Below are 21,536 nucleotides of genomic sequence, written 5' to 3'. Positions count from 1 at the left end.
ATGAACGCGCCCGAATACATCACGCTGCAGGTCGCCGAGGTGATCCACGAGACCGCCGACAGCTGCTCCTTCGTCTTCGACGTGCCTGAGGCTCTGATCCGGCGTTTCGAATACCGCCCTGGCCAGTTCCTCACCCTGCGTATTCCCCACGGCGATGATTGGCTGCCGCGCTGCTACTCGCTGTCCAGCTCGCCGCTGGAAGACGAGTCGCTGCGCGTCACCGTCAAACGAGTGGAGGACGGTCGCGGCTCGAACTGGCTATGCGACCGGTTAAGGCCCGGCGACAGCGTTCAGGTGCTGCCGCCGGCCGGTGTGTTCGTGCCCAAATCGCTGGACACCGACCTGCTGCTGTTCGCTGGCGGGAGCGGTATCACACCGGTGCTGTCGATCCTGCGCGCGGCGCTGAAACAGGGGCACGGCCGGGTTCGCCTGATATATGCCAACCGCGACGAGGCGTCGGTGATCTTCCGTGACCTGCTGCGTGAGCTGGCCACCTTCCATCCGCGGCGGTTGCAGGTGATCCACTGGCTGGACAGCGTGCAGGGCCGTCCCTCGCCCGAGCAACTGGCCGCGTTCGCCGAGGGCTTCGGTCACGCCGAGGCGTTCATTTGCGGGCCGGGACCGTTCATGGATGGCGCTGTCACCGCGCTGAAGGCCGCTGGCTTGCCGAACCAGGCGGTACACGTCGAACGGTTCGTCTCGCTGCCGGGCGAGGGCGAGCAGCCCGCCGATGTGGTGGAGCATGCCGGCGCTACCGCGACGCGTCTGACTGTCGAGCTGGACGGCGAGCGCCACACCATCGACTGCGAACCTGGCGAGCTGCTGCTGGCGGCGATGCGCCGGGAAGGGCTGCAAGCGCCGCACTCCTGTCTGGTCGGCGCCTGCGCCTCCTGCATGTGCACCCTGGTGGAGGGTGACGTCGAGCTGCTGGCCAATGATGCCCTGGATGCGGACGAACTGAAGGAAGGCTGGACGCTGGCCTGCCAGGCCATCGCGCTCAGCAGCTACGTCCACCTGCGTTTTCCCGACTGATTGAACCGAGGCTGACATGACCGTGCTGACGACCCCTTCGACCCGCGCCGACGCTGACGTCCGCGCCATCCAGACGCTGCCTGCGCTGCTGTTTTCTGCCGCCGAGGTCCATGCGGGGCGCACAGCGCTGGAAGATGGCGAGCGGCGAATCGACTATGCCGAGCTGCCCGAGCACGCTCTGGCTATCACCCGCGGGTTGATGGCGCTCGGTGTGAAGGCGGGCGATCGAGTCGCCATCTGGGCGCCGAACTGCATTGACTGGGTGCTGCTGGCCCTCGGCCTACTATGCGCCGGCGCGGTGCTGGTGCCGCTCAACACCCGCATGAAGGGCGCCGAGGCGGCGGATATCCTGTCGCGTAGCCGTACGCGCCTGCTATTCGTGCAGGGGCAGTTTCTCGGCGTGGACTATCCGGCAATGCTGGCGCCACACCGGCCAGCGGGCCTGCGACATGTAGTGGTGCTGGGCGAAGCCCCGTCGGCTGCGGCGGATTTCAGCCTGGATGCGCTCGTGGCCATCGGCTCGACGGTATCGCCGCAAGCCGCCTGCGAACGCGCCCAGGCGGTGCGCGCGGAAGATCTGTCGGATCTGCTCTATACCTCTGGCACCACCGGCAAACCCAAGGGCGTGATGAATGCCCACGGTCAAAGCCTGCGCGCCTTTGGCGAATACGCCCGGATCATCGGCCTGGTGCCGGGCGACCGTTACCTGATCGTCAATCCGTTCTTCCATTCATTCGGCTACAAAGCCGGCTGGCTGACTTGCCTGCTGGCTGGCGCGACGATCCTGCCGCATGCGGTGTTCGACGCTGAACAGATTTTCGAGCGGGTCGCCAGCGAACGGATCACCGTATTACCCGGCCCGCCGACGCTGTACCTGTCGATGCTGGCGCACCCGAATCTGCAAAACACCGATCTGGGCAGCCTGAGAATTGCCGTTACCGGCGCATCGACCATCCCGCCGCAATTGATCGAGCGCATCCGCGGCGAGCTGGGTTGCGAGGTGGTGACGACCGCCTATGGCCTGACCGAATGCGGCGGGCTGGCGACCATCTGCGACCCGGCCGCTGCCGCGGAAGTCATTGCCGGCACCAGCGGCCAGCCCATCCCCGGTACGGAGGTGCGCATCGTCGACGCCGACAACCGACCGGTACCACCGGGGGAGAACGGCGAAATCTGCTTGCGCGGCTTCCATGTGATGCAGGGCTATTTCGACGACCCCGGCGCCACCGCCGAGGCCATCGACGCGGAGGGCTGGCTGCACACCGGCGACGTCGGCAGCCTGGATCCCAGCGGCAATCTGCGCATCACCGGGCGGCTCAAGGACATGTTCATCGTCGGTGGTTTCAACTGCTATCCGGCCGAGATCGAGGCCGCACTCGGCGAGCATCCGGACGTTGCATTGGTGGCGGTGATCGGCGTTCCCGATGAGCGCATGGGCGAGGTGGGCTGCGCCTGCGTGGTGCGCAAAAGCGGCGCGATACTCGACGCATTTGACCTGATCGCCTGGTCGCGCGAACACATGGCCAACTACAAGGTGCCGCGCAAGGTGGTGTTCTTCGAGCAACTGCCGACCAACGCATCGAACAAGATCGACAAACTGAAGCTGCGCGCCGAACTGTCCTGAGCGATCCAGGCAGTGAATGATCGGCCAGCCGTGACCTGGCCGATCCCGATTTCGCCCATCAGAGGCAAGCGATTCATGGACCACGACAACAATACTTCCAGGTCTCCCTTCAGCCCCCTGCGCATCGGCCCGCTGACGCTCAGGAATTGCTTCATCAAGGCCGCGACCAATGAAGGCATGTCCATCGGTGGAGTGCCCAGCAAGCAGCTGGTGCGCTTCCACGAGTCGATGGCGGCTGGCGGCACGGCCATGACCACGCTGGCCTACTGTTCGGTCAGCCCCGACGGGCGAACGCTGCCGGGCCAGATCGTGCTGCAGCCGGACAGCCTGACGCATCTTCGCGTGCTGACCGATGCGGTGCACCGACACGGCGCCGCGGCCTCGGCGCAAATCACCCATGGCGGCTGTTTCACCTTTATGCCCGAGCGTTCGACGCCCCGGCCGTTGTCCGCCAGCGGTGGTTTCAACAAGATCGGCATGCTCAGCGGCATGTTCCGCAAGCAGGCGATGACCGAGGCGGACATGGATCAGGTCGTCCGCGAGTTCGCCCAGGGCGCCCGGCTGGCGCGGGAGGCGGGGTTCGATGCCGTGGAGATCCACATGGGTCACGGCTACCTGCTCAGCCAGTTCATCTCGCCGCTGTACAACAAGCGCCGCGATGCCTACGGCGGCAGCCTGGAGAACCGCCTGCGCTTTCCGCGTCAGGTATTGCGTGCGGTGCTCGATGCGGTGGGCCGGGACATGGCGGTGCTGTGCAAATACAGCATCACCGAGGGGGTGAAGGGCGGTAATCAGCCGGAGGACGGCGTGACCATTGCGCGCCTGCTCGAGGCGGAAGGCGCGAACATGCTGGTGCTCAGCGCTGGCATGAACGCCGAGTCCATCACCACCATGTTCGGTTCGTCGTTTCCCAAGGAAAACCGCGTGCGCCCGAGCAATCCGCTGGTGGCGGCAGCCATGGCGATCCAGCAACTGCGCGAGCGGCCGGTGGAATTTCGCGAGCTGTACCTGCTGGAGCATTCGCGGCGGATCCGTCAGGCCGTCAAGGTGCCGCTGGCCTACCTGGGCGGCGTCACAAGCCTGCGTGGCGTCCAGCAGGTGCTAGACGAGGGCTTCGACGCGCTGGCACTGGGCCGAGCGCTGATCGCCGAGCCGGATCTGGTCGCCAAGTTTTCTTTGGGCGCAAGCCAGCAGGGTATCTGCACGGCGTGCAACCGATGCGTGGCGATGATGTATACGCCCGGCGGTACCAGCTGCGTGCTTGGTGCGCCGGGTGACCCGGTGCTCAATGCCCAGGCGGCGGCTTCCTGAGTTTTCCAGGGATGTGGTTGTTCGTGTTTCGCCCTGCCCACGCTCGGCGTCTATGCCTCGCGTCCCGTTTGCTTTGATTTGGCTTTTTTTGCACGAACCAACAGGCGACACCAAACGCCCCATCAGAAGGGTGAGCGAAATCGTTGCGTAGAGGGGCGAGCCGCAGGACGCGGCGAGAGTCGTAAAGGGCCATGGATGGCCCTTGTACGACGACCCTCGGAGCGACGATGGAGTGAACGGACCCGGAGCGAAGCGCAGGGCCGGATGCAGGGGCAAGCGTTTTTGGTTACTTTTTCGGCGTTTGGAAAAAGTGACTCGCCCAGCAGGGCGAAACCAAGCATTCAAACAACTCGCCAATCGCCACAAAAGCGAAACGTTCATTCAACACACCCGAACTCGCCAGTCCGTAACGCCCAGCGCTTGAGCGCCGTCGACACGCCTGCCAGACAACACGCACTCACTCAAGAGACGCGCAGATTCGTGGTGGGCTGCTGCTGGGATCCTGGCCTCGGGGCGAAGCGTCAGCTTTTGCGTTGCTTGAACACACGCTTTCGCCGCGAGGGCGCGCCTCCTACAAAAGCGGATCGGGGCTACGGCAGCAAGCGTGGTTAGCGTTTGTGGGAGGCCCGACCTCGGGGCGAACGGCGTTGCGCTCAGAGCCGGGCCTCTCGCAAGGCGCGCTACTGCACCCTCGGCTCGCGCGGCATGCCTAGCGCGCGTTCGGCAATGATGTTGCGTTGAATCTCGTTGCTGCCGCCGTAGATGGTGTCGGCGCGGGTGAACAGGAACAGTGACTGCAGGCGCGACAGTGCGTAGGGCGCTTCCTCGAGGATTTCCGCCTGCGGCCCGAGCACGTCCATTGCCAGCTTGCCCAGCTCGGCATGCCAGGTGGACCAGGCCAGCTTGTAGATGGTCGCCTCGCGGCGCAGGCTGCCGTCCTGCGGGCCGGAGAGCATTCGCAGCGAGTTGTAGCGCAGCACCCTGAGACCCGCCCAGGCCTGGGCCAGGCGCTGGCGGATCAGCGGGTCGTCGGCGGCGCCGTTGCCTTTGGCGAGACGGATGACCTCATCCAGCTCGTTCTGGAACTGCATCTGCTGGCCGAGGGTGGACACGCCACGCTCGAAGCCCAGCAGCGCCATGGCGATCTTCCAGCCCTCGCCCGGCGCGCCGATCATGCAGGACGCCTCGGCTTCGGCATCGTCGAAGAACACCTCGTTGAACTCGCTGGTGCCGGTAATCTGCTGGATCGGCTGCACGCTGATGCCGGGCTGATCCATCGGCACCAGCAGGAAGGACAGGCCGTGATGGCCGCGGCTGTCCGGATCGGTGCGCGCCAGCACGAAGCACCAGTCCGACTCGTGGGCCAGCGAAGTCCAGACCTTCTGCCCGTTGATCCGCCAGGTACCGCGAGTGGCGTCGAGCTGCGCGCGGGTCTTGACGCCGGCGAGATCAGAACCAGCGCCCGGCTCGGAATAACCCTGGCACCAGAACTCGCGGCCTTCGAGGATGCCGGGCAAGAAGCGCGCGCGCTGCTCGTCGCTGCCGAACGCCACCAGGGTCGGGCCGATCAGCCCCTCGCCGATGTGCCCCATGCGGCCGGGTCCGCCGGCGCGGGCATATTCCTCGTGAAAGATTACCTGCTGGCTGATCGACAACCCGCGACCGCCACACGCGCTCGGCCAGCCCAGACCGATCCAGCCACCCTTGGCCAGCTCGCGTTCCCAGGCTTTGCGTTCTTCAGGAAACATATGCTCGTCGCCCGGCCCGCCACGAAAGCGCAGCGGCTCGAAGGGGCCGCGCAAATGCTCGGCGATCCAGCCGGCAACTTCCTGACGGAAGGCTTCGTCTTCTGCACTGAATCCGATCTTCATGTGAACTGCTCCAGAATCAGGTGGGCCAGGCGCTCGCGGTGCTGAGCGGGGTTGCCGAACAGCTGTTCACCGGCGCGGGCGCGTTTGAAGTACAGGTGCGGGTCGTATTCCCAGGTGAAGCCGACCCCGCCGTGCAGCTGGATCGACTCGGCGGCGCAGTGCATGAAGGCTTCGCTGGCGTGGATCTTGGCGACGGCGCTGACTTCGCCCAGTTCGCCTGCGATCAGCCTGTCGCCTTCGGTCGCGAGTACCTCATGGGCCACGCAGGCCGCGTAGTAGCAGGCCGAGCGTGCGCTCTCGATCTCCAGCATGAGGTCGGCGCAGCGGTGCTTGATGGCCTGGAAGCTGGCGATGGGACGGCCGAATTGCTGGCGCTCGCCGAGGTAGGCCAGGGTCAGATCCAGACATTGCTGGGCGCTGCCGGTCTGCTCACAGGCCAGCGCGATGGCGGCGAGTTGCAGCGTGGTGTCGAGCAACTGCGCGCCTGCGCCGGGCGCATGCAGGCAGTGCTCGGTCGATACCTGGACGGCCTCCAGCGAGAGGTGCCCGAGGCGCCGGGTCTGGTCCAGCGTAGGCAGCGCGCGGCGGCTCAGGCCCGGTTGATTGGCGGGCACAGCAAACAGCCCGATGGCGCTGTTCGGGGCGTCCTTGAGTTGCGCGGCAACGATCAGCAGATCCGCGTCGGCGCCGTCGAGCACCGTCTCGCAAACGCCGTCGAGCCGCCAGCCGTTGCCCTCTGTCGTGGCCTGCACCCCTTGCGGCAGCAAATGCCCGGCGCGCGTGGTGGCTGAGCAGGCGAGGGTGGCTGTGAGGCTGCCGGCCGCTAGTTCCGGTAGCCAACGTGCCTTCAGCGCCTCGTTATCGCCCAACAGCAGCGCCGGGGTGGCGACGCAGGCGCTGGCAAAGAACGGCGAACTGAGCAGGCGCCGGCCCATCTGTTCAAGCAGGATGGCCTGCTCGACGAAGCCGAGACCAAGGCCGCCGTGGTCTTCCGGAATGATCAGCGCCGGCCAGCACAACTCGGCAGCGATCTGCCGCCACAGCTCGCCGTTGTAACGCTCGCTCACCATCGCAGCTCGCACGGCGGCTGAATCTGAGGCCTTGGTCAGAAAGCCGGCGGCGCTCTCCTGAATCATCAGTTGTTCATCGCTCAAGGCGAAATCCATGTTCGGGCTCCTTCGGGCTTCGATGGCCAGCAGCCTAGGCTGCGCGCGCGGCGGCGGAATCCTCGATACGGACTAGGGGCTGTTGACGTTTCGTTCGCGGCCGCGCCGGAGCCTGTTTTTGTGCGAGGCAAGACCGCGCCCGCTCCCGGCGGGCTTGCGGCATTCACTCCATCCATGGAGATCGCACGAGGAGTGAAGTTTGGTTGTTCCAAATGAGCGACGAGTAACGCCGCATCGCGTAAAAACAGGCCCGGCCCGCAGGGTTGCGCAGCAACGCGGCTCGCGACGAAACGTCAACAGACCCTAATACCCCTCGAAGGTTGGCCGGCGTTTTTCCAGGAACGCTTGCATGCCCTCCTTTTGATCGCGCGAAGCGAACAGAAGGGCGTTGGCCTTGCGCTCCAGAGCCAGGCCCGCTTCGAGCGAGGCGTCCATGCCGGCAAGAATGACTTCCTTTATCTGCTCGGCGGCCAGCGGCGACATGGCCGCGATAAGGCGTGCTTGCTCCAGTGCATGGTCGTGCACCCGGTCGTCGGCCACCACCTCGCTGACCAGCCCGGCGACCCATGCCTCATGAGCGGTAATCGGCCGGCCGGTGAGGGCCATCTGCATGGCCTTGGCCTTACCCACCGCGCGCAGCAGACGCTGGGTGCCGCCGATGCCGGGCATGATGCCAATGCGAATTTCCGGCTGGCTGAAGCGCGCGCCTTCGCCGGCAATGATGATGTCGGCGTGCATCGCCAGCTCGCAACCGCCGCCATAGGCGTAGCCACAAACGGCGGCGATCACCGGTTTGGGGCAGTGCTGGATCGGTGCCCAGACACGCTCGGTGTGGCGCTGGAGAATCTCGATGGGACCGACGCCGGCCATGCTGGAAATATCGCCGCCGGCAGCGAACACCCGCTCGCCGCCGGTGAGCAGGATGCACCGCACCGCGGAGTCCTGCGCCAGTTCGCTGAAATGCCGCGCCAGCGATGTCTGCAGTTCCAGGCTCAGGGCATTGTTGACCGCAGGGCGGTTCAGGCGCAGGCGGGCCACGCCCTCGGAGGGCCAATCCGCAAGGACCGTTGGTTGTTCTGCTTGGCTCATGCGTGCAGCGCTCCTCGGGCGCAGGAAGATGCAGCGATTGTTGGGGCCGGCAATGCCCGACTCATCGTCCATTCAGACGACGAGCTGCTTGTGCCGGCTCAATACAGTGGGGCCATTGCTCGAACGAGGACACAGTGATGAATGCCCTTAGCAGCCTGAATTTTTCCGATAAGACCGTGCTGGTGACTGGCGGCACCAAAGGGATCGGCGCGGCCATCGCCAGCCGCTTCCTTGAGGCTGGTGCGGACGTGGTGGTCTGCGGGCGACAGGCCCCGGAGCGCCTGCCGGAGGCCGGTGGCCGCGCGGCCGAATTCATCCCGGCCGATGTGCGCGACGTTGATTCGCTGGTGGCTCTGTTCGCTGCTATCGAAGACCGTTATGGGCGTCTGGACGTGCTGATCAATAACGCCGGCGGCAGCCCGGCGGCCGAAGCTGCGACCGCCTCCCCGCGCTTTCACGAAGGCATCATCCGCCTGAATCTGATCGCCCCGCTGAATGTTGCCCAGCAGGCCAACCGGCTCATGCAGCGCCAGACAGAGGGCGGAGTGATCCTGTTCATTGGCAGCGTTGCCGCGCTGCGCCCTTCGCCCGGCACCGCCGCCTACGGCGCGGCCAAGGCCGGTGTGCTGGCACTGGTCAGCTCGCTGGCGGTGGAGTGGGCGCCCAGGGTGCGTGTGGCCGCCATCAGCCCCGGACTGATCCGTACCGAGCAATCACATCTGCATTACGGCGACGAAGCCGGCATCGACGCGGTGGGCCGGACCATTCCGGCCGGGCGTATGGGCGAGCCGGACGACATCGCCAATGCCTGTCTTTATGCCGCCTCGCCGCTGGCGGCCTATTTCAGTGGAACCAACCTGCTGCTGCATGGCGGTGGCGAGAAGCCTGCGTTTCTCGCTGCCGCCAACGCCGACCAGCATTGATGCAACCCCGGTGACGCCACCAGCGGTGGCGTCCAGACAGATCCATCAGGAGGCGAACTTGGCTGATCAAGAGCTGATAGAAAAACTGCGGGCCACGGTCGGACGCGAGTACGGCCGGGTGTACGCCTGGGACCAGGTGAATGCCCCGATGATTCGCCACTGGTGCGAACTCATGGGCATCGACAACCCGCTCTACACCGACCCGGCCTTTGCCCGTGATGCCGGCTACCCCGATGTGGTGGCGCCACCTGCGATGTTGCAGGTATGGGGCATGGCCGGACCGGACCTGGATAACTTCGCGCCGGGTTCCACCGACGCCAACGTGTTCGAGATCCTCAAGGATATCGAGGCCTGCGGCTACCCCGGCGTTGTGGCGGTGAACTCGGAACTGACCTTCGACCGCTACCTGCATGTCGGCGAGCGCATCTACTACAGCAGCCGCATCGACGCCATCAGCGAAGAGAAGACCACCGCGCTGGGCACGGGCTTCTTCGTCACGGCGATCATGACCTATTTCATCGAGCAGCCCGACGGCCAGGACGACGAGCGGGTCGGCGAACTGCTGTTCCGGGTGTTCAAGTTCAAGCCGGCCGAGCGGCCACAGCCGGCCGAGCCGGCAAAGGCGAGCCAGGAAGCACCCAAGCCAATGCGCCCGCTGCCGGGCATCAGCGATGACACTCGTTTCTTCTGGGACGGCTGCAAGGAAGGCAAGCTGCTGATCCAGCGCTGCACCGCCTGCCAGACCCTCCAGCACCCGCCGGCTCCAGTGTGCAGCACCTGCCATAGCTTCGAGCTGGACCACGTCCAGGCCAGCGGGCAGGGCGAGCTGTATTCCTTCGTGGTCATGCATTACCCCGAGGTGGCGCCGTTCGACCATCCCAACCCCATCGGCCTGATCGAACTGGACGAAGGCGTGCGCCTGATTGCCGGACTGGTCGGTGTCGAGCCGGGTGAACTGAATATCGGCCAGCGTCTGCAAGTGGAGTTCGCCACGTTCGACGACCGCCTGACGCTTCCCCAGTTTCGGCCGGTGGCCGGGTAAGGAGGCCGCATGGATTTCTCATTCAGCGACGAGCAGCGCGCCATCGCCGAGATGGCGGACGGGCTGTTCCGCGATTACTGCACCGATGAGCGCCATCGCGCCTGGGAACTGACCGGCGAGCCCTTCATGGGCGAACTCTGGCGGACCTGCGTCGAGACCGGCCTGCATGCCCTGGCGATCCCCGAAGACGTCGGCGGCAGTGGGCTGGGCATGACCGAATTGCTCTGCGTGCTGCAGGCCCAGGGCGCGAGCCTCGCCTTGGTGCCGCTGTGGCAGCACCAGCTGGCAGCCGCAACCCTGGCACGCTGGGGTGGCGATGCTCATGCCGAGCAAGTGGCCCGGGCGGCCGAGGGCGGCGTGATGCTTTCGCTGTCGCTCGCCGGCCTTGCCGCGGGGCGGGGTATCGGCTTGCAACTGGAGCCCGTCGAGGGCGGATTCTCACTATCCGGCGAGGTAGGCGCGGTGCCGCTGGCGGCGCAGGCCGACCGGCTGCTGCTGGTAGCCGAGGGCACGGACGGACCGCGTCTGGTGCTGTTGGACCCACGCGCCGAAGGCGTCGAACGCGTCGGGGGCATCGCCAACCACGGTCTGGCGGTAGCAGACCTGCACTGCCACAACGTGCTGCTGACCGCCGAACAGCTGTTGCCAGAGGCCGCGCTGGCGTGGCTGGAAACACGCGCCATCGCCGCCACCGCCGCGCTGCAGCTGGGGGTGAGCGACGAGCAGATACGCCGCACCGTGGACTATGTCAGCGAGCGGCGCCAGTTCGACCGCGCCATCGGCTCGTTTCAGGCGGTGCAGATGACCATGGCCGACGCTCGGATCGCCGCAGAGGCCCTGCGATCGTCGCTGTACCAGCTCTGTTATCGGCTGGACCAAGGACTGGGCTGCGAATCCGAAGCCCTGGCGACCCGCTACCTGGCCTGCGAGGCAGGGCACCTGATCGGCCACAAGACGCAACACGTGCACGGCGGTATCGGCGTCGACCTGACGTACCCGATCCATCGTTACCTGTACTGGAGCCGTGACCTGGGCCTGAGCTTGGGCGGACCTGCCGTCACACTCGATCGACTCGGACTGTGGCTTGCCAACAACGACACGCTGGGATGGAAATATGACCTCGAAGAAAACCAAGGCATTCGCTGACATCACCCTCGGCGAAAAGCTGCCGGAGCAGCAACTACCAATCACCGTGACGCTGGTTGCAGGGGGCGCCATCGCCACTCGCGATTACGTGCCCGTGCACCACGACGTGGAAGCGGCGCGGGCCCAAGGTGCACCGAACGTGTTCATGAACATCCTGACCACCAGTGCCTTGGTGCAAGGCTTCATCGAGCAGTGGAGCGGGCCTCAGGCGCGATTCTCCGATCTCAAGATCAAGCTCGGCGCGCCTAATTATCCGGGCGACAGCATGACCTTCAGCGGTGAGGTGAGCGAGCGCGACGAGACGACCAAACGCATCGTCGTCACGCTCAAGGGCAGGAATTCCATGGGCAACCACGTGACCGGCTCGGTCACCGTGGCCCTGCCGTGATCAACCGGAGGCAGTGTTCATGACCCAATCGAATCTTTCCGCCCAGGCGGCCATCGTCGGCCTTGGTGCCACCGAATTTTCCAAGAACTCCGGACGCACCGAGCTGCGCATGGTGATGGAGGCGACCCTTGCGGCGCTCGAAGAGGCCGGCATCGATCCCAAAGAGGTTGATGGTTTCAGCAGCTATACGCTGGACAAGGTCCCTGAATTCGAAATCGCTCGGCTACTCGGCAGTGAGCAGGTGCGTTTCTTCTCGCAGATCCCGCACGGTGGCGGCGCCGCTTGCGCGCCGATCATGCACGCCGCCATGGCCGTGGCGACGGGCGTTGCGAAAACCGTGGTGGTCTATCGCGCGATGAACGAGCGTTCCTGGTACCGCTTCGGCAACGGCAGCTACGGCTTCGGCAATACGCCGATCTTCGAGAACGTCAACTACGGCTGGTACATGCCGCACGGCTTCCACACCCCGGCAGCCTGGATCGGCATGTTCGCCCAGCGTTATATGCATACCTATGGCGCGACCTCCGAGGATTTCGGGCGTGTAGCGGTAGCGGCGCGCGACTTCGCCTCGACGAATCCGAACGCCTTCTTCTATGGCAAGCCGATCACACTGGAAGAGCACCAGGCCTCGCGCTGGATCTGCGAGCCGCTGCACCTGCTCGACTGCTGTCAGGAGTCCGACGGTGCGGTGGCGATGGTCATCACCTCAGTCGAGCGCGCCCGCGACCTCAAGCAGAAGCCAGTCATCATCAAAGGCGCCTCGCAGGGCATGGCGCCGGGGCAGCAGTCGATGACCTCGTTCTACCGCGAAGACATCACCGGCCTGCCGGAGATGGACGTGGTGGCGCGTGAGCTTTACGCCCAGGCCGGCATCGGCCCGGATGCGATCCAGACCGCCGTGATCTACGACCACTTCACGCCCTTCGTGCTGCCGCAGCTGGAGGCCTTCGGCTTTGCGCCGCGTGGCGAGGCGAAGGAGTTCGTACGCGCCGGCCATCACGCCCGTGGCGGCAAGCTACCGATCAATACCCATGGCGGGCAGATCGGCGAAGCCTACATTCACGGCATGAACGGCGTCGCCGAAGGTGTCCGTCAGGTGCGTGGCAACGCCGTCAACCAAGTGGAAAACGTCGAACACGTGCTGGTGACCGCCGGTACCGGTGTGCCAACCAGCGGCCTGATTCTCGGCGTGGCCTGAGGAGAGCGAAATGTTCGTTGATCTCACCGATGAGCAGAGAGCCCTGCGCCTGAAGGTGCGGGACTATTTCAATCAGCTGATAAGCCCCGAGCTGCGCATGCAGATGCGCGGCCGGGAAGGCGGCGAGGAATTCCGCGCACTGATCCGCCAGATGGGTCGGGACGGCTGGTTGGCCGTCGGCTGGCCGAAGGAGTACGGCGGGCAGGGCTATGCCGCCACCGAGCAGTTGATCTTCTTCGAGGAAGCCAACATTGCGGGCGCGCCGCTGCCATTCGTGACCATCAGTACCGTCGGGCCGGCACTGATGGAGCACGGGACCCCGATGCAGAAGGAGCGTTTCCTGCCCGGCATCGCGGCTGGCGAGATTCACTTTTCCATCGGCTACTCCGAACCTGATGCGGGTACCGATCTGGCTACGTTGAAGACGGCGGCGCGCCTTGAAGACGATCACTTCGTGGTCAACGGCAACAAGTTGTGGACCTCCGGGGCCGGCAATGCCGACTTCATCTGGCTGGCGGCGCGCACCAATCCCGAGGAGCTGCGCCATAAAGGCATCTCCATCCTGATCGTGGACGCCAAGAGCGAAGGTTTCTCCCACACGCGTATCCCCACTTGCAGCGTGGCTACGACTGCCACCTATTACGACAACGTAAAGGTGCCGGAGGAGATGCTCGTGGGTCAGCTGCACAAGGGCTGGAACCTGATCACCTCGCAGCTCAACCATGAACGGCTCGGCCTCGGCGCCTGGGGCGACAAGGTGGTCGGGCTGTTCCGCCGGGTCTATCTCTGGGCGCGCACGCCGGATGAGAGCGGCCGGCGGGCGATCGATCGGCCCTGGGTGCGTCAGCTGCTCGCCGAATGCTATGCGCGCACCGAGGCGATGCGGCTGATCAACTTCCGCATCGCTGCGGAGTTGGAGCAGGGCCATATGGACGTCGCGCTGGCCTCCACCACCAAAGTCTACGGTTCGGAGTCGGTCATCGAGATCCTCCGCAAGCTGACCGAGGTAGCCGGCGCCAACGGCCTGGTTCGTCCCGGCAGTTCCGCCGCCTTCCTGCTCGGCGAGCTGGAGTACGAGGTGCGCGAAGCGGTGACCCAGACCTTCGGTGGCGGGGTGAACGAGCTGCAACGCGAACTGATCGCCCAGTTCGGCCTGGGCATGCCACGCGCGGTTCGCTGAAACCTTAGGCGCCGGGCCTGTCCCGGCGCTGCTGCGTCCCGAGCGACGCTTTTCGCCGACGGGATTGCAGGCTTCTTCATAACAAGACAAACCTTCCGGAGCCTGTCATGAGCATTTCCTACACCCCTGCGCGGCCTTGCCGTGTCGAAGATGTGCCTGCCTGGGATATCGAGACCGACGTGGCCATCGTCGGCTTTGGCGCTGCCGGCAGTTGTGCGGCGATCGAGGCCTGCGCCGCCGGCGCCCAGGTGCATGTATTCGAAGTCGCCTCGGCCGCTGGCGGCAGCGCTGCGCTGTCCGGTGGCGAGGTCTATGTGGGCGGTAGCGGCGGGACGGATGTCCAGCGTGCGGCCGGTTTCAGCGACGACACCGAGGACTTCTACCGTTATCTGCTGATGTGCGGCGGGCCCGCAGCCGATGCCGAGCGCGTGCGCTTGTACGCCGAGCACGGCGTCGAGCATTTCGGCTGGCTGCGCGAACAGGGCGTGCCGTTCAAAGGCACCTACCTGCCAGGCAAGTGGATCGAGCCGACCACCGACGACACGCTGTTGTGGTCCGGCAGTGAAAAGGCCTGGCCGTTCAGCGAGGTTGCCCAACCGGCGCCGCGCGGGCATACCGCGCAATTCGTGGGCTGGGGCGGGGGCAAGGTGCTGATGGAGGTGCTGTGCGAGCGCGCCGTTACCCTCGGCGCCCAGGTGCATTACGGCAGCCGCGCACTGACCCTGGTGACCGACCGCAGCGGTGCGGTGTGCGGGCTGGTGGTGCGCCTGGACGGTCAGCCACGCTTCGTCCGGGCACGCAGGGGCGTGATCCTCTGTGCTGGCGGCTTCATCGCTAACCCGGAAATGGTGCGGCGCTTCGTGCCGGCGGCCGAGGCCTGCCAGCAGCAAGTGACGGCTGGCAACGACGACGGCAGTGGCATCCGCATGGGTATCGGCGTCGGCGCGGCGGCCCTGAACATGCAGGAATTCTTCGCCACGCTGCCGTTCTTCCCGCCGGAGTCCTTGGTCAAGGGCATCTTCGTCAACGCGCGTGGCGAACGCTTCATCAACGAAGACGCCTATCACGGGCGGGTCGCGCATTACGTGCTACGCCAGCCCGAGGGTCGCGCCTGGTTGCTGGTGGACAACGAAATCTTCGGCAGGCCAATGCTGCAGCCGGACATCCTGGTCGCTGCGGTGGGGGAGAGCTGGGAGGAGGTCGAGGCGGAGCTGGGCCTGCCCGCCGGTGCGCTGACGCATACGGTAGCGACCTTCAACCGTGAAGCTGCAGAGGGTCGCGACCCACTGCTGCACAAGGCCGCCGATTGGCTGCGCCCACTCACCGAACCACCGTTTGCCGCGCTGAGCTATTGCGCCGGGGATTTCAGCGGCCACGCCTTCACCCTCGGCGGGCTGGCCACCCGGCCGACCGGCGAAGTACTTGACGTCGACGGCCAGTCCATCGCCGGGCTCTTTGCGGCCGGGCGCACCGCCTGCGGTCTGCCGCGCTGGGGTGAGGGTTACAGCTCCGGTCTGTCGTTGGGCGACTCCACCTTCTTTGGCCGGCAGGCGGGGCTCAGGGCCGCGATGGTTTGAACGTGCCTGGGCGGGCTCGTCCATCCGGACGACGCGCCGCCTGCTAGCCGGCCCTTAGATTCGATCCACCCGTTCGACGACTCTCAGTTTTCAAGGACATGCGATGAGCACTATCGAGCAGTTCCGCGACGAGACAAGGGCCTGGCTGGAAGCCAACTGCCCCCCATCCATGCGCACCCCGATGCCGGAAGACGAGCTGATCTGGGGTGGTCGCGACATCCATTTCAAGACCGATGACCAGCGCCTGTGGTTCGAGCGCATGCGCGACAAGGGCTGGTTCGCTCCCGATTGGCCGACCGAGTTCGGCGGCGGCGGGCTCGACCCCGAGCGCCAGGCGGTGCTGACCGGCGAGATGCGTCGTCTCGGTTGCCGTCCGCCCCAGATCAACCTCGGCATCTGGATGCTTGGCCCGGTGCTGCTGGAGTTCGGCAGCGAAGCGCAGAAGCGCGAACTGCTGCCGCCTATGGTGCACGGCGAGATTCGCTGGTGCCAAGGCTTCTCCGAGCCCAACGCCGGTTCCGACCTGGCCAGCCTCAAGACCAGCGCCCGCGAGGACGGCGATGACTTCGTCATCAACGGCACCAAGATCTGGACCTCCTACGGCAACAAGTCCGACTGGATGTACGCGCTGGTGCGCACCGGCCCGCAGCAGCCCAAGCACGCCGGCATCAGCCTGATCGTGCTGGATATGAAATCGCCGGGCGTGACCGTCACGCCGATCGACCTGATCAGCGGCAAGTCGTCGTTCTGCCAGGTGTTCTTCGACGAGGTACGAGTCCCGAAGAAGAACCTGATCGGCCCGCTCAACGGCGGTTGGACGCTGGCAAAAGCGCTGTTGCAGCACGAGCGCAAGGCGATGTCCAAGTTCAGCGAGTCGGCTCTGCCGACCCATTTCGACCTGCTGCCGCACCTGCGCCAGTACCTGCCTGAGCCCGCTACGCCTGGCGAACATGCCCTGCGTCAGCGTGCTCTGGCCTGCTTGATGGACGAGCACGCCTTCCGCCTGACCACGCGGAGAATGATGGAAGGCATGCGCGCTCGCGAAGACGTGTCCGGAATCATGGCCATTTCCAAGCTGGTGCATTCCGAGCAGGAGCGCGACAAGTTCGAACTGATGCTGGACCTGATGGGACACCGCGGGCTGGGGTTTTCCACCGAAGGCCACGGCGAGCGCGAGGTAGCGATGACCCATGCATGGCTCGGCAGCTTCGCCCAGACCATTGCCGGAGGTTCTTCGGAAGTACAACTGAACGTCATCGCCAAGCGCGTGCTCGGCCTGCCGGATAGCAAGTAGAAGGAGTCTGCCGTGAGCCTGGTATACAACGAAGAACAACGACAGCTGCAGGACAGCGCCCGCGACTTCCTCGCCGCCCGCGCACCGGTCGCCCAGCAGCGCCGCTTGCGCGATGAAGGCGTGGCGCTCGGATTCGACGAGGCCGCTTGGCGCGGGATGCTTGAACTTGGCTGGAGCGCGGTGGCGTTTCCCGAGGAGCAGGGCGGCCTGGCCTTCGGTTTTGCCGGCTTCGCCCCGCTGTTCGAGGAGCTCGGCCGCCATCTGAGCCCCTCGCCGCTGCTGTCGAGCATCGTGCTCTGCGGCAGTTTGATTGAGGAGTTGGGTAGCGAGGCGCAGCGCCAGGCGCTGATACCGGCCTTGATCAGCGGTGAGCAGCGCCTGGCCCTGGCCCTGGAAGAAAGCCATCGGCACGCCCCCGAGCGGGTCGCGCTGCGAGCTGTTGCCGATGCGGACGACTACCTGCTCGCCGGCACCAAATCATGGGTACTGGATGCACGCGAGGCTGATGCTTTTCTGACCGTTGCCCGTCTCGAAGACGGCCAGACGGCGCTGTTCCTGGTGCCTGCTGTTAGCGAGGGGCTGCACGTCACGCCCCAGACGCTGGTGGATGCACGCAACCACGGGGCGCTGGCCTTCGATAGCGTGCGCGTGCCGTGCTCGGCACGCCTCGGCGAGAGTGATGCCGCGGCGGTCCTGGAACGGGCGCAGGATCGCGGTCGTGCCTGCCTGGCGGCGGAGCTGCTCGGTATGTCCGAGCGGATCTTCGAGATGACGCTGGAATACCTGCGCACGCGGGTGCAGTTCGATGCGCCCATCGGTTCGTTCCAGGCATTGCAGCATCGGGCGGCGCGGTTGTATGTCGACCTGCAGCTGGCGCGCAGCGTGGTCATGGCGGCCTTCGAGGCGTTGGATGACACCAAGCTGGATGCCAGCGAGCGGGCCCGCTTGGTCAGCCTGGGCAAGTGGAAGATCAACGAGGCCGCGCAGCGGATTTCCAACGAGGCGGTGCAGATGCACGGCGGTATTGGCGTAACCGACGAATACGACCTTGGCCTGTACCTCAAGCGCATTCGTGTGGCCCAGGCCTGCCTTGGCGATTCGGACTTCCATTGCGAACGTTATGGCGCGATTCTGAGCTGAGGCGTTGCGCGCAATGGCTAGCCGGCCCGCATAGCACGCGCCAAACAACAACAATAATGATGAGGGTCGCAGGCCGGGCAAAGGTCGCCCGGCCATGGCCCGGTAACAGGAGACGGCAAATGAAGGAGCAGATCCAGCAGTGGCAGGGTGCATGGCAGCAGCTCATCGCGCCGGGAGCGTCTTTCGAGGTGGTAGCGTCGGAGGAGGGCACGCGTCAGTTCCGCAACGCTCCGGCTAATCTGGTCGAAGCGGTGCAGGCCGGTCGGGCGTTCGCCGAGCGGCCTTTCCTGGTATGGCAGGACCTGCGCCTGAGTTATGCCGAGTTCTACCAGGCGGTCGATCGGCTGACCGCGCACCTGGTGCGCACCCTCGACGTACAGCCGGGCCAGCGGGTCGCCATTGCCATGCGCAACCGGCCCGAATGGCTGGTCGGCTTCGTCGCGGTGGTGCAGGCCGGAGCGGTGCCGGTCCCGCTCAACAGCTGGGCGCTGCGCGACGAGTTGCTGAATGCGCTGGAGGACATCGACCCGGTGCTGCTGATCTGCGATCCGGCGCGCCTGGATCTAGTGGCTGATCGACTGGCGGCACTGGATGTACGCGCACTGGCTGTGGACGTCGAGGCGGCCGAAGGCATACTGGCCTATGCGGACTTGCTCCGCGAGTCGGTAGAGGCGGTGGAACCGCACAGTCCCGCTGCCGACGATCCGGCGTTGATCCTTTTCACCTCCGGCACCACCCATCGTGCCAAGGGTGCGGTGTCATCCCATCGTGCCATTGCCCAGGCCCTGTTCGCGCTGGAATTCCAAAGCGCCTTCGCCGGCATGACCTCCTACGAGCGCATCCGCCCACTGCTGGAATCCGGCTTGCAGCCCACGGTGCTGCTGGCGGTGCCGTTGTTCCACGTCAGCGGCCTGCACGCGATGTTCCTCAACGCGCTGCGCGGCGGCCGGCGGCTGGTGATGATGTACAAATGGGACGTCGACCAGGCGCTCGAACTGGTCGCGCGCGAGCGTTGCACCCAATTCAGCGGCGCGCCGGTCATGATGCAGCAGGTGCTGGCTCATCCACGCTTTGGCAGTACCGAGACCGACTGTCTGATGGGCTTGGGCTTGGGCGGTGGTGCGGCCTCGACGGCCTTGCTGGACCAACTGATCGAGCTCAGGCCGAACGCCTTGGCCGGAGCAGGTTATGGCCTTACCGAAAGCAACGGCATCGGCGCGGCCTATGCGGGTAACCAGTTCGTTGCTCGCCCCGGCTGCGCCGGTTGGGCGCTACCGATCGTCGACATCCGCATCGGCGAGGACCCAGGGCAGGCGCTGCCACCCGGCCAACCGGGACCGATCTGGCTCAGGACGCCGACCCTGATGCAGGGCTATCGCAACCGCCCGGACGAGACTGCCGAGACGCTGCGCGAGGGCTGGCTGTTCACCGGCGATGTCGGCGTCCTCGATGAGGATGGCTTCCTACGTATCACCGACCGCATCAAGGACATGATCATCCGTGGTGGCGAGAACATCTCGGCTCTGGAGATAGAACACTGCGCCTGTAGCCATCCTGACGTGAGCGAGGCGGCGGCATTTGCCCTGCCTGACGAGGCGATGGGTGAGTGCGTCGGGCTGGTGGCCTGCCTGCGCCCTGGTGCGCGGCTGGATGAAGCACAGCTGCAACGCCACCTGGCCGAGCGACTGTCCGCCTACAAGTTGCCGTCGCGCCTCTGCTTGCGCGACGAACCGCTGCCGCGCAACGCCATGGGCAAGCTGGTGAAACAGGAGCTCAAAGCACTGCTGTAGCCTTCCTGCCGTGCCGGTCGAGCCTATGTGCTGACTTGGGCTCCGGCACGTCTTCCCGTCCCCGCGCAGCGGCGAGTTCTCGCTGTTGCGCGGTCGCTCGTCCTCGTTTTCATCACGCAATCGTCTCTGCGTAACCGCTGCGTTCAAGCGCGCGCGAACGGGTGCGCGCCAATCGATCCAGCGAATACGGCGGGTAGTCTTTACAGACGATGTAAGGGCTTGGGTCTCTGGAAAGAATCGGTACCAGATCCGATAGGCAACCGATGGAGACAATAACAATGAAAAAATCTGTAGCTCTTCTCTCAATGGCGCTGGCGGTGAAACTGATGTCGCTGGACGCGTATGCCAAGGTGAGCGAGGAAGAGGCGGCCCGCCTCGGCAATGACCTCACCTGTACGGGTGCCGAGCGTGCCGGCAATGCCGACGGTTCGATCCCCGAGTTCACAGGCAAATACCTCGGCGAGGTGCCAGGTTGGGATCACGTACTTCACTCCGGTGGGAAGGCGGTCGATCCGTATGCCGATGAGAAACCGGTCGTGGTCATCACCGCGGCGAACTTCGAGGAGCATGGCGAGCGCCTGACGGAAGGCCAGAAGGCGATGTTCCGCAAGTACCCCGACACCTTTCGTATGAACGTTTACCCTGGCCACCGCGACTACCGCTACCCGGATTACATATGCGAGCGGGCCAAGTGGAATGCGCTGAACGCCGAGGTGGTCGATGAAGGCATGGGTGTGGAAGGTATCGGCCAGGTGATGTTCCCAATTCCCAAGAACGGGTACGAACTGCTGTGGAACCATCAGCTTCCGGCGCGGGCCTGGACCGAGGATTTCGTACGTGATCTGGCTTCGGTGATGCCCGACGGCAACATCGGTTGGGGCCGCACCCATATGAAGGGGCTGTCGCCAGCCAACCACCCGACCGAGACGCCTTATACCAAGGCTGGTGTACAGGCCTACTCCTACAACTACACCATCCTGCCGACCCGGGATCGCGGCACTGCCATTGCCGCTCACGAACCCTACAACTTCGCCACCAATCCCCGGACCGCCTGGTCCTACAACCCTGGCACCCGCCGTGTTCGTCAGTCGCCGGGCTATGGTTACGACCAGCCAATGGCTGGGAGCAACGGCACCATGATCGTCGACGAGGACCGCCTGTTTAACGGTGGGCCGGAGCGGTTTGACTGGAAGATGCTTGGCAAACGAGAAATCTACATCCCGGCCAACGCCTATAAGGTCAATAGCGGCGAAGTGACGTACGCAGACCTGCTCACCCCCAAACATCCGAACCCCGAGCATCTGCGTTACGAGCTGCGCCGCGTGTGGGTGCTGGAGGCGACGCTGAAGGAGGGTTACCGCCACGTGTACGGCAAGCGGGTGATGTTCCTTGACGAGGACACCTGGCACGGCGTGCTGGCCGACAACTACGACACACGCGGCCAGCTGTGGAAATACGCTTCCACGAACTACTACTACCACCCTGACATGAGCGCCTGGCAGTCGGGCGTGGCGTTCTACCACGACCTGAGCACCGGTCAGTACCTGGCCTACTCGTTGACCAACGAATCGAAAAAAGGGCCGATCCTGAACGCTGGAAACCTGTCCCCGAGCATGTACACGCCTGACGCCCTTCGCGCCGCAGGGCGCTGACCGGTTGCATGTAGAGAGCCGGTGCGATCGATGATGGCGCCGGCTTTTAACATGGGTGAAGTGCCATTCGAGCGCTTCGAGCCCTACCGCCAATTCTTCGAACCAGATGCAAG

Annotated in this window: 17 protein-coding genes; 14 read left to right on the top strand and 3 right to left on the bottom strand. The window is 65.2% G+C overall.

Annotated elements, in window-relative coordinates:
* The 3 genes from GYM54_RS06430 to GYM54_RS06420 all read left to right on the top strand — a co-directional run bounded on the left by GYM54_RS06430 (window position 1) and on the right by GYM54_RS06420 (window position 3,967).
* Complete coding sequence (locus tag GYM54_RS06430) at window positions 1-1,032, top strand: ferredoxin--NADP reductase (protein ID WP_131650252.1); 1,032 nt, start codon at window positions 1-3, stop codon at window positions 1,030-1,032.
* 16 nt (window positions 1,033-1,048) lie between these two features.
* Window positions 1,049-2,656 carry a FadD3 family acyl-CoA ligase gene (locus tag GYM54_RS06425; RefSeq protein WP_131650253.1) on the top strand — a complete coding sequence of 536 codons (1,608 nt, stop codon included), beginning with the start codon at window positions 1,049-1,051 and terminating at the stop codon, window positions 2,654-2,656.
* 75 nt (window positions 2,657-2,731) lie between these two features.
* Window positions 2,732-3,967: an NADH:flavin oxidoreductase gene (locus tag GYM54_RS06420; RefSeq protein ID WP_197446080.1), complete on the top strand. Its 1,236-nt coding sequence runs from the start codon at window positions 2,732-2,734 to the stop codon at window positions 3,965-3,967.
* A 680-nt stretch (window positions 3,968-4,647) separates the two neighbouring features.
* Here the strand turns inward: GYM54_RS06420 and GYM54_RS06415 are convergent.
* The 3 genes from GYM54_RS06415 to GYM54_RS06405 all read right to left on the bottom strand — a co-directional run bounded on the left by GYM54_RS06415 (window position 4,648) and on the right by GYM54_RS06405 (window position 8,093).
* Window positions 4,648-5,838 carry an acyl-CoA dehydrogenase family protein gene (locus tag GYM54_RS06415; RefSeq protein WP_197446081.1) on the bottom strand — a complete coding sequence of 397 codons (1,191 nt, stop codon included), beginning with the start codon at window positions 5,836-5,838 and terminating at the stop codon, window positions 4,648-4,650.
* Entirely contained in the window at window positions 5,835-7,004 is a 1,170-nt protein-coding gene (locus tag GYM54_RS06410; protein WP_197446082.1) for an acyl-CoA dehydrogenase family protein, read from the bottom strand. The genes GYM54_RS06415 and GYM54_RS06410 overlap by 4 nt, the downstream gene beginning before the upstream one ends.
* A gap of 303 nt (window positions 7,005-7,307) precedes the next feature.
* Window positions 7,308-8,093, bottom strand: coding sequence for an enoyl-CoA hydratase (locus GYM54_RS06405; protein WP_197446083.1), 786 nt, complete (start codon window positions 8,091-8,093; stop codon window positions 7,308-7,310).
* A gap of 137 nt (window positions 8,094-8,230) precedes the next feature.
* Here GYM54_RS06405 and GYM54_RS06400 point away from each other — a divergent pair, with 137 nt between their 5' ends.
* From GYM54_RS06400 to GYM54_RS06350, 11 genes are all read left to right on the top strand, one after another.
* A complete protein-coding gene (locus tag GYM54_RS06400) occupies window positions 8,231-9,016 on the top strand; it encodes an SDR family oxidoreductase (RefSeq protein ID WP_197446084.1) in 786 nt (261 codons plus the stop codon).
* A gap of 58 nt (window positions 9,017-9,074) precedes the next feature.
* Entirely contained in the window at window positions 9,075-10,058 is a 984-nt protein-coding gene (locus GYM54_RS06395; protein ID WP_197446085.1) for a bifunctional MaoC family dehydratase N-terminal/OB-fold nucleic acid binding domain-containing protein, read from the top strand.
* A gap of 9 nt (window positions 10,059-10,067) precedes the next feature.
* Window positions 10,068-11,204 (top strand): acyl-CoA dehydrogenase family protein, encoded by a 1,137-nt coding sequence (locus GYM54_RS06390; protein WP_197446086.1) that lies wholly within the window; start codon window positions 10,068-10,070, stop codon window positions 11,202-11,204.
* Complete coding sequence (locus GYM54_RS06385; protein ID WP_197446087.1) at window positions 11,173-11,592, top strand: MaoC family dehydratase; 420 nt, start codon at window positions 11,173-11,175, stop codon at window positions 11,590-11,592. Before GYM54_RS06390 ends, GYM54_RS06385 begins: the two co-directional genes overlap by 32 nt.
* A 19-nt stretch (window positions 11,593-11,611) precedes the next feature.
* Window positions 11,612-12,790 carry a lipid-transfer protein gene (locus GYM54_RS06380; protein ID WP_131650262.1) on the top strand — a complete coding sequence of 393 codons (1,179 nt, stop codon included), beginning with the start codon at window positions 11,612-11,614 and terminating at the stop codon, window positions 12,788-12,790.
* 10 nt (window positions 12,791-12,800) lie between these two features.
* Window positions 12,801-13,970: an acyl-CoA dehydrogenase family protein gene (locus tag GYM54_RS06375; protein ID WP_181101101.1), complete on the top strand. Its 1,170-nt coding sequence runs from the start codon at window positions 12,801-12,803 to the stop codon at window positions 13,968-13,970.
* A gap of 107 nt (window positions 13,971-14,077) precedes the next feature.
* Window positions 14,078-15,547: an FAD-dependent oxidoreductase gene (locus GYM54_RS06370; protein WP_131650264.1), complete on the top strand. Its 1,470-nt coding sequence runs from the start codon at window positions 14,078-14,080 to the stop codon at window positions 15,545-15,547.
* A 103-nt stretch (window positions 15,548-15,650) separates the two neighbouring features.
* Complete coding sequence (locus GYM54_RS06365) at window positions 15,651-16,841, top strand: acyl-CoA dehydrogenase family protein (RefSeq protein WP_131650265.1); 1,191 nt, start codon at window positions 15,651-15,653, stop codon at window positions 16,839-16,841.
* A 12-nt stretch (window positions 16,842-16,853) separates the two neighbouring features.
* The gene (locus GYM54_RS06360) at window positions 16,854-17,981 is read left to right on the top strand and encodes an acyl-CoA dehydrogenase family protein (protein WP_131650266.1); all 1,128 of its coding nucleotides are present in this window, start codon (window positions 16,854-16,856) and stop codon (window positions 17,979-17,981) included.
* Between the two features lie 119 nt (window positions 17,982-18,100).
* Window positions 18,101-19,771 carry a class I adenylate-forming enzyme family protein gene (locus GYM54_RS06355; RefSeq protein WP_131650267.1) on the top strand — a complete coding sequence of 557 codons (1,671 nt, stop codon included), beginning with the start codon at window positions 18,101-18,103 and terminating at the stop codon, window positions 19,769-19,771.
* A gap of 278 nt (window positions 19,772-20,049) precedes the next feature.
* Complete coding sequence (locus GYM54_RS06350; RefSeq protein ID WP_197446088.1) at window positions 20,050-21,423, top strand: DUF1329 domain-containing protein; 1,374 nt, start codon at window positions 20,050-20,052, stop codon at window positions 21,421-21,423.
* The last annotated feature ends 113 nt before the right edge of the window (window positions 21,424-21,536 follow it).

Source organism: Pseudomonas sp. MTM4 (assembly GCF_019355055.1).
Taxonomy (GTDB): domain Bacteria; phylum Pseudomonadota; class Gammaproteobacteria; order Pseudomonadales; family Pseudomonadaceae; genus Stutzerimonas.
This window is presented reverse-complemented; position numbering and strand designations above follow the sequence as displayed.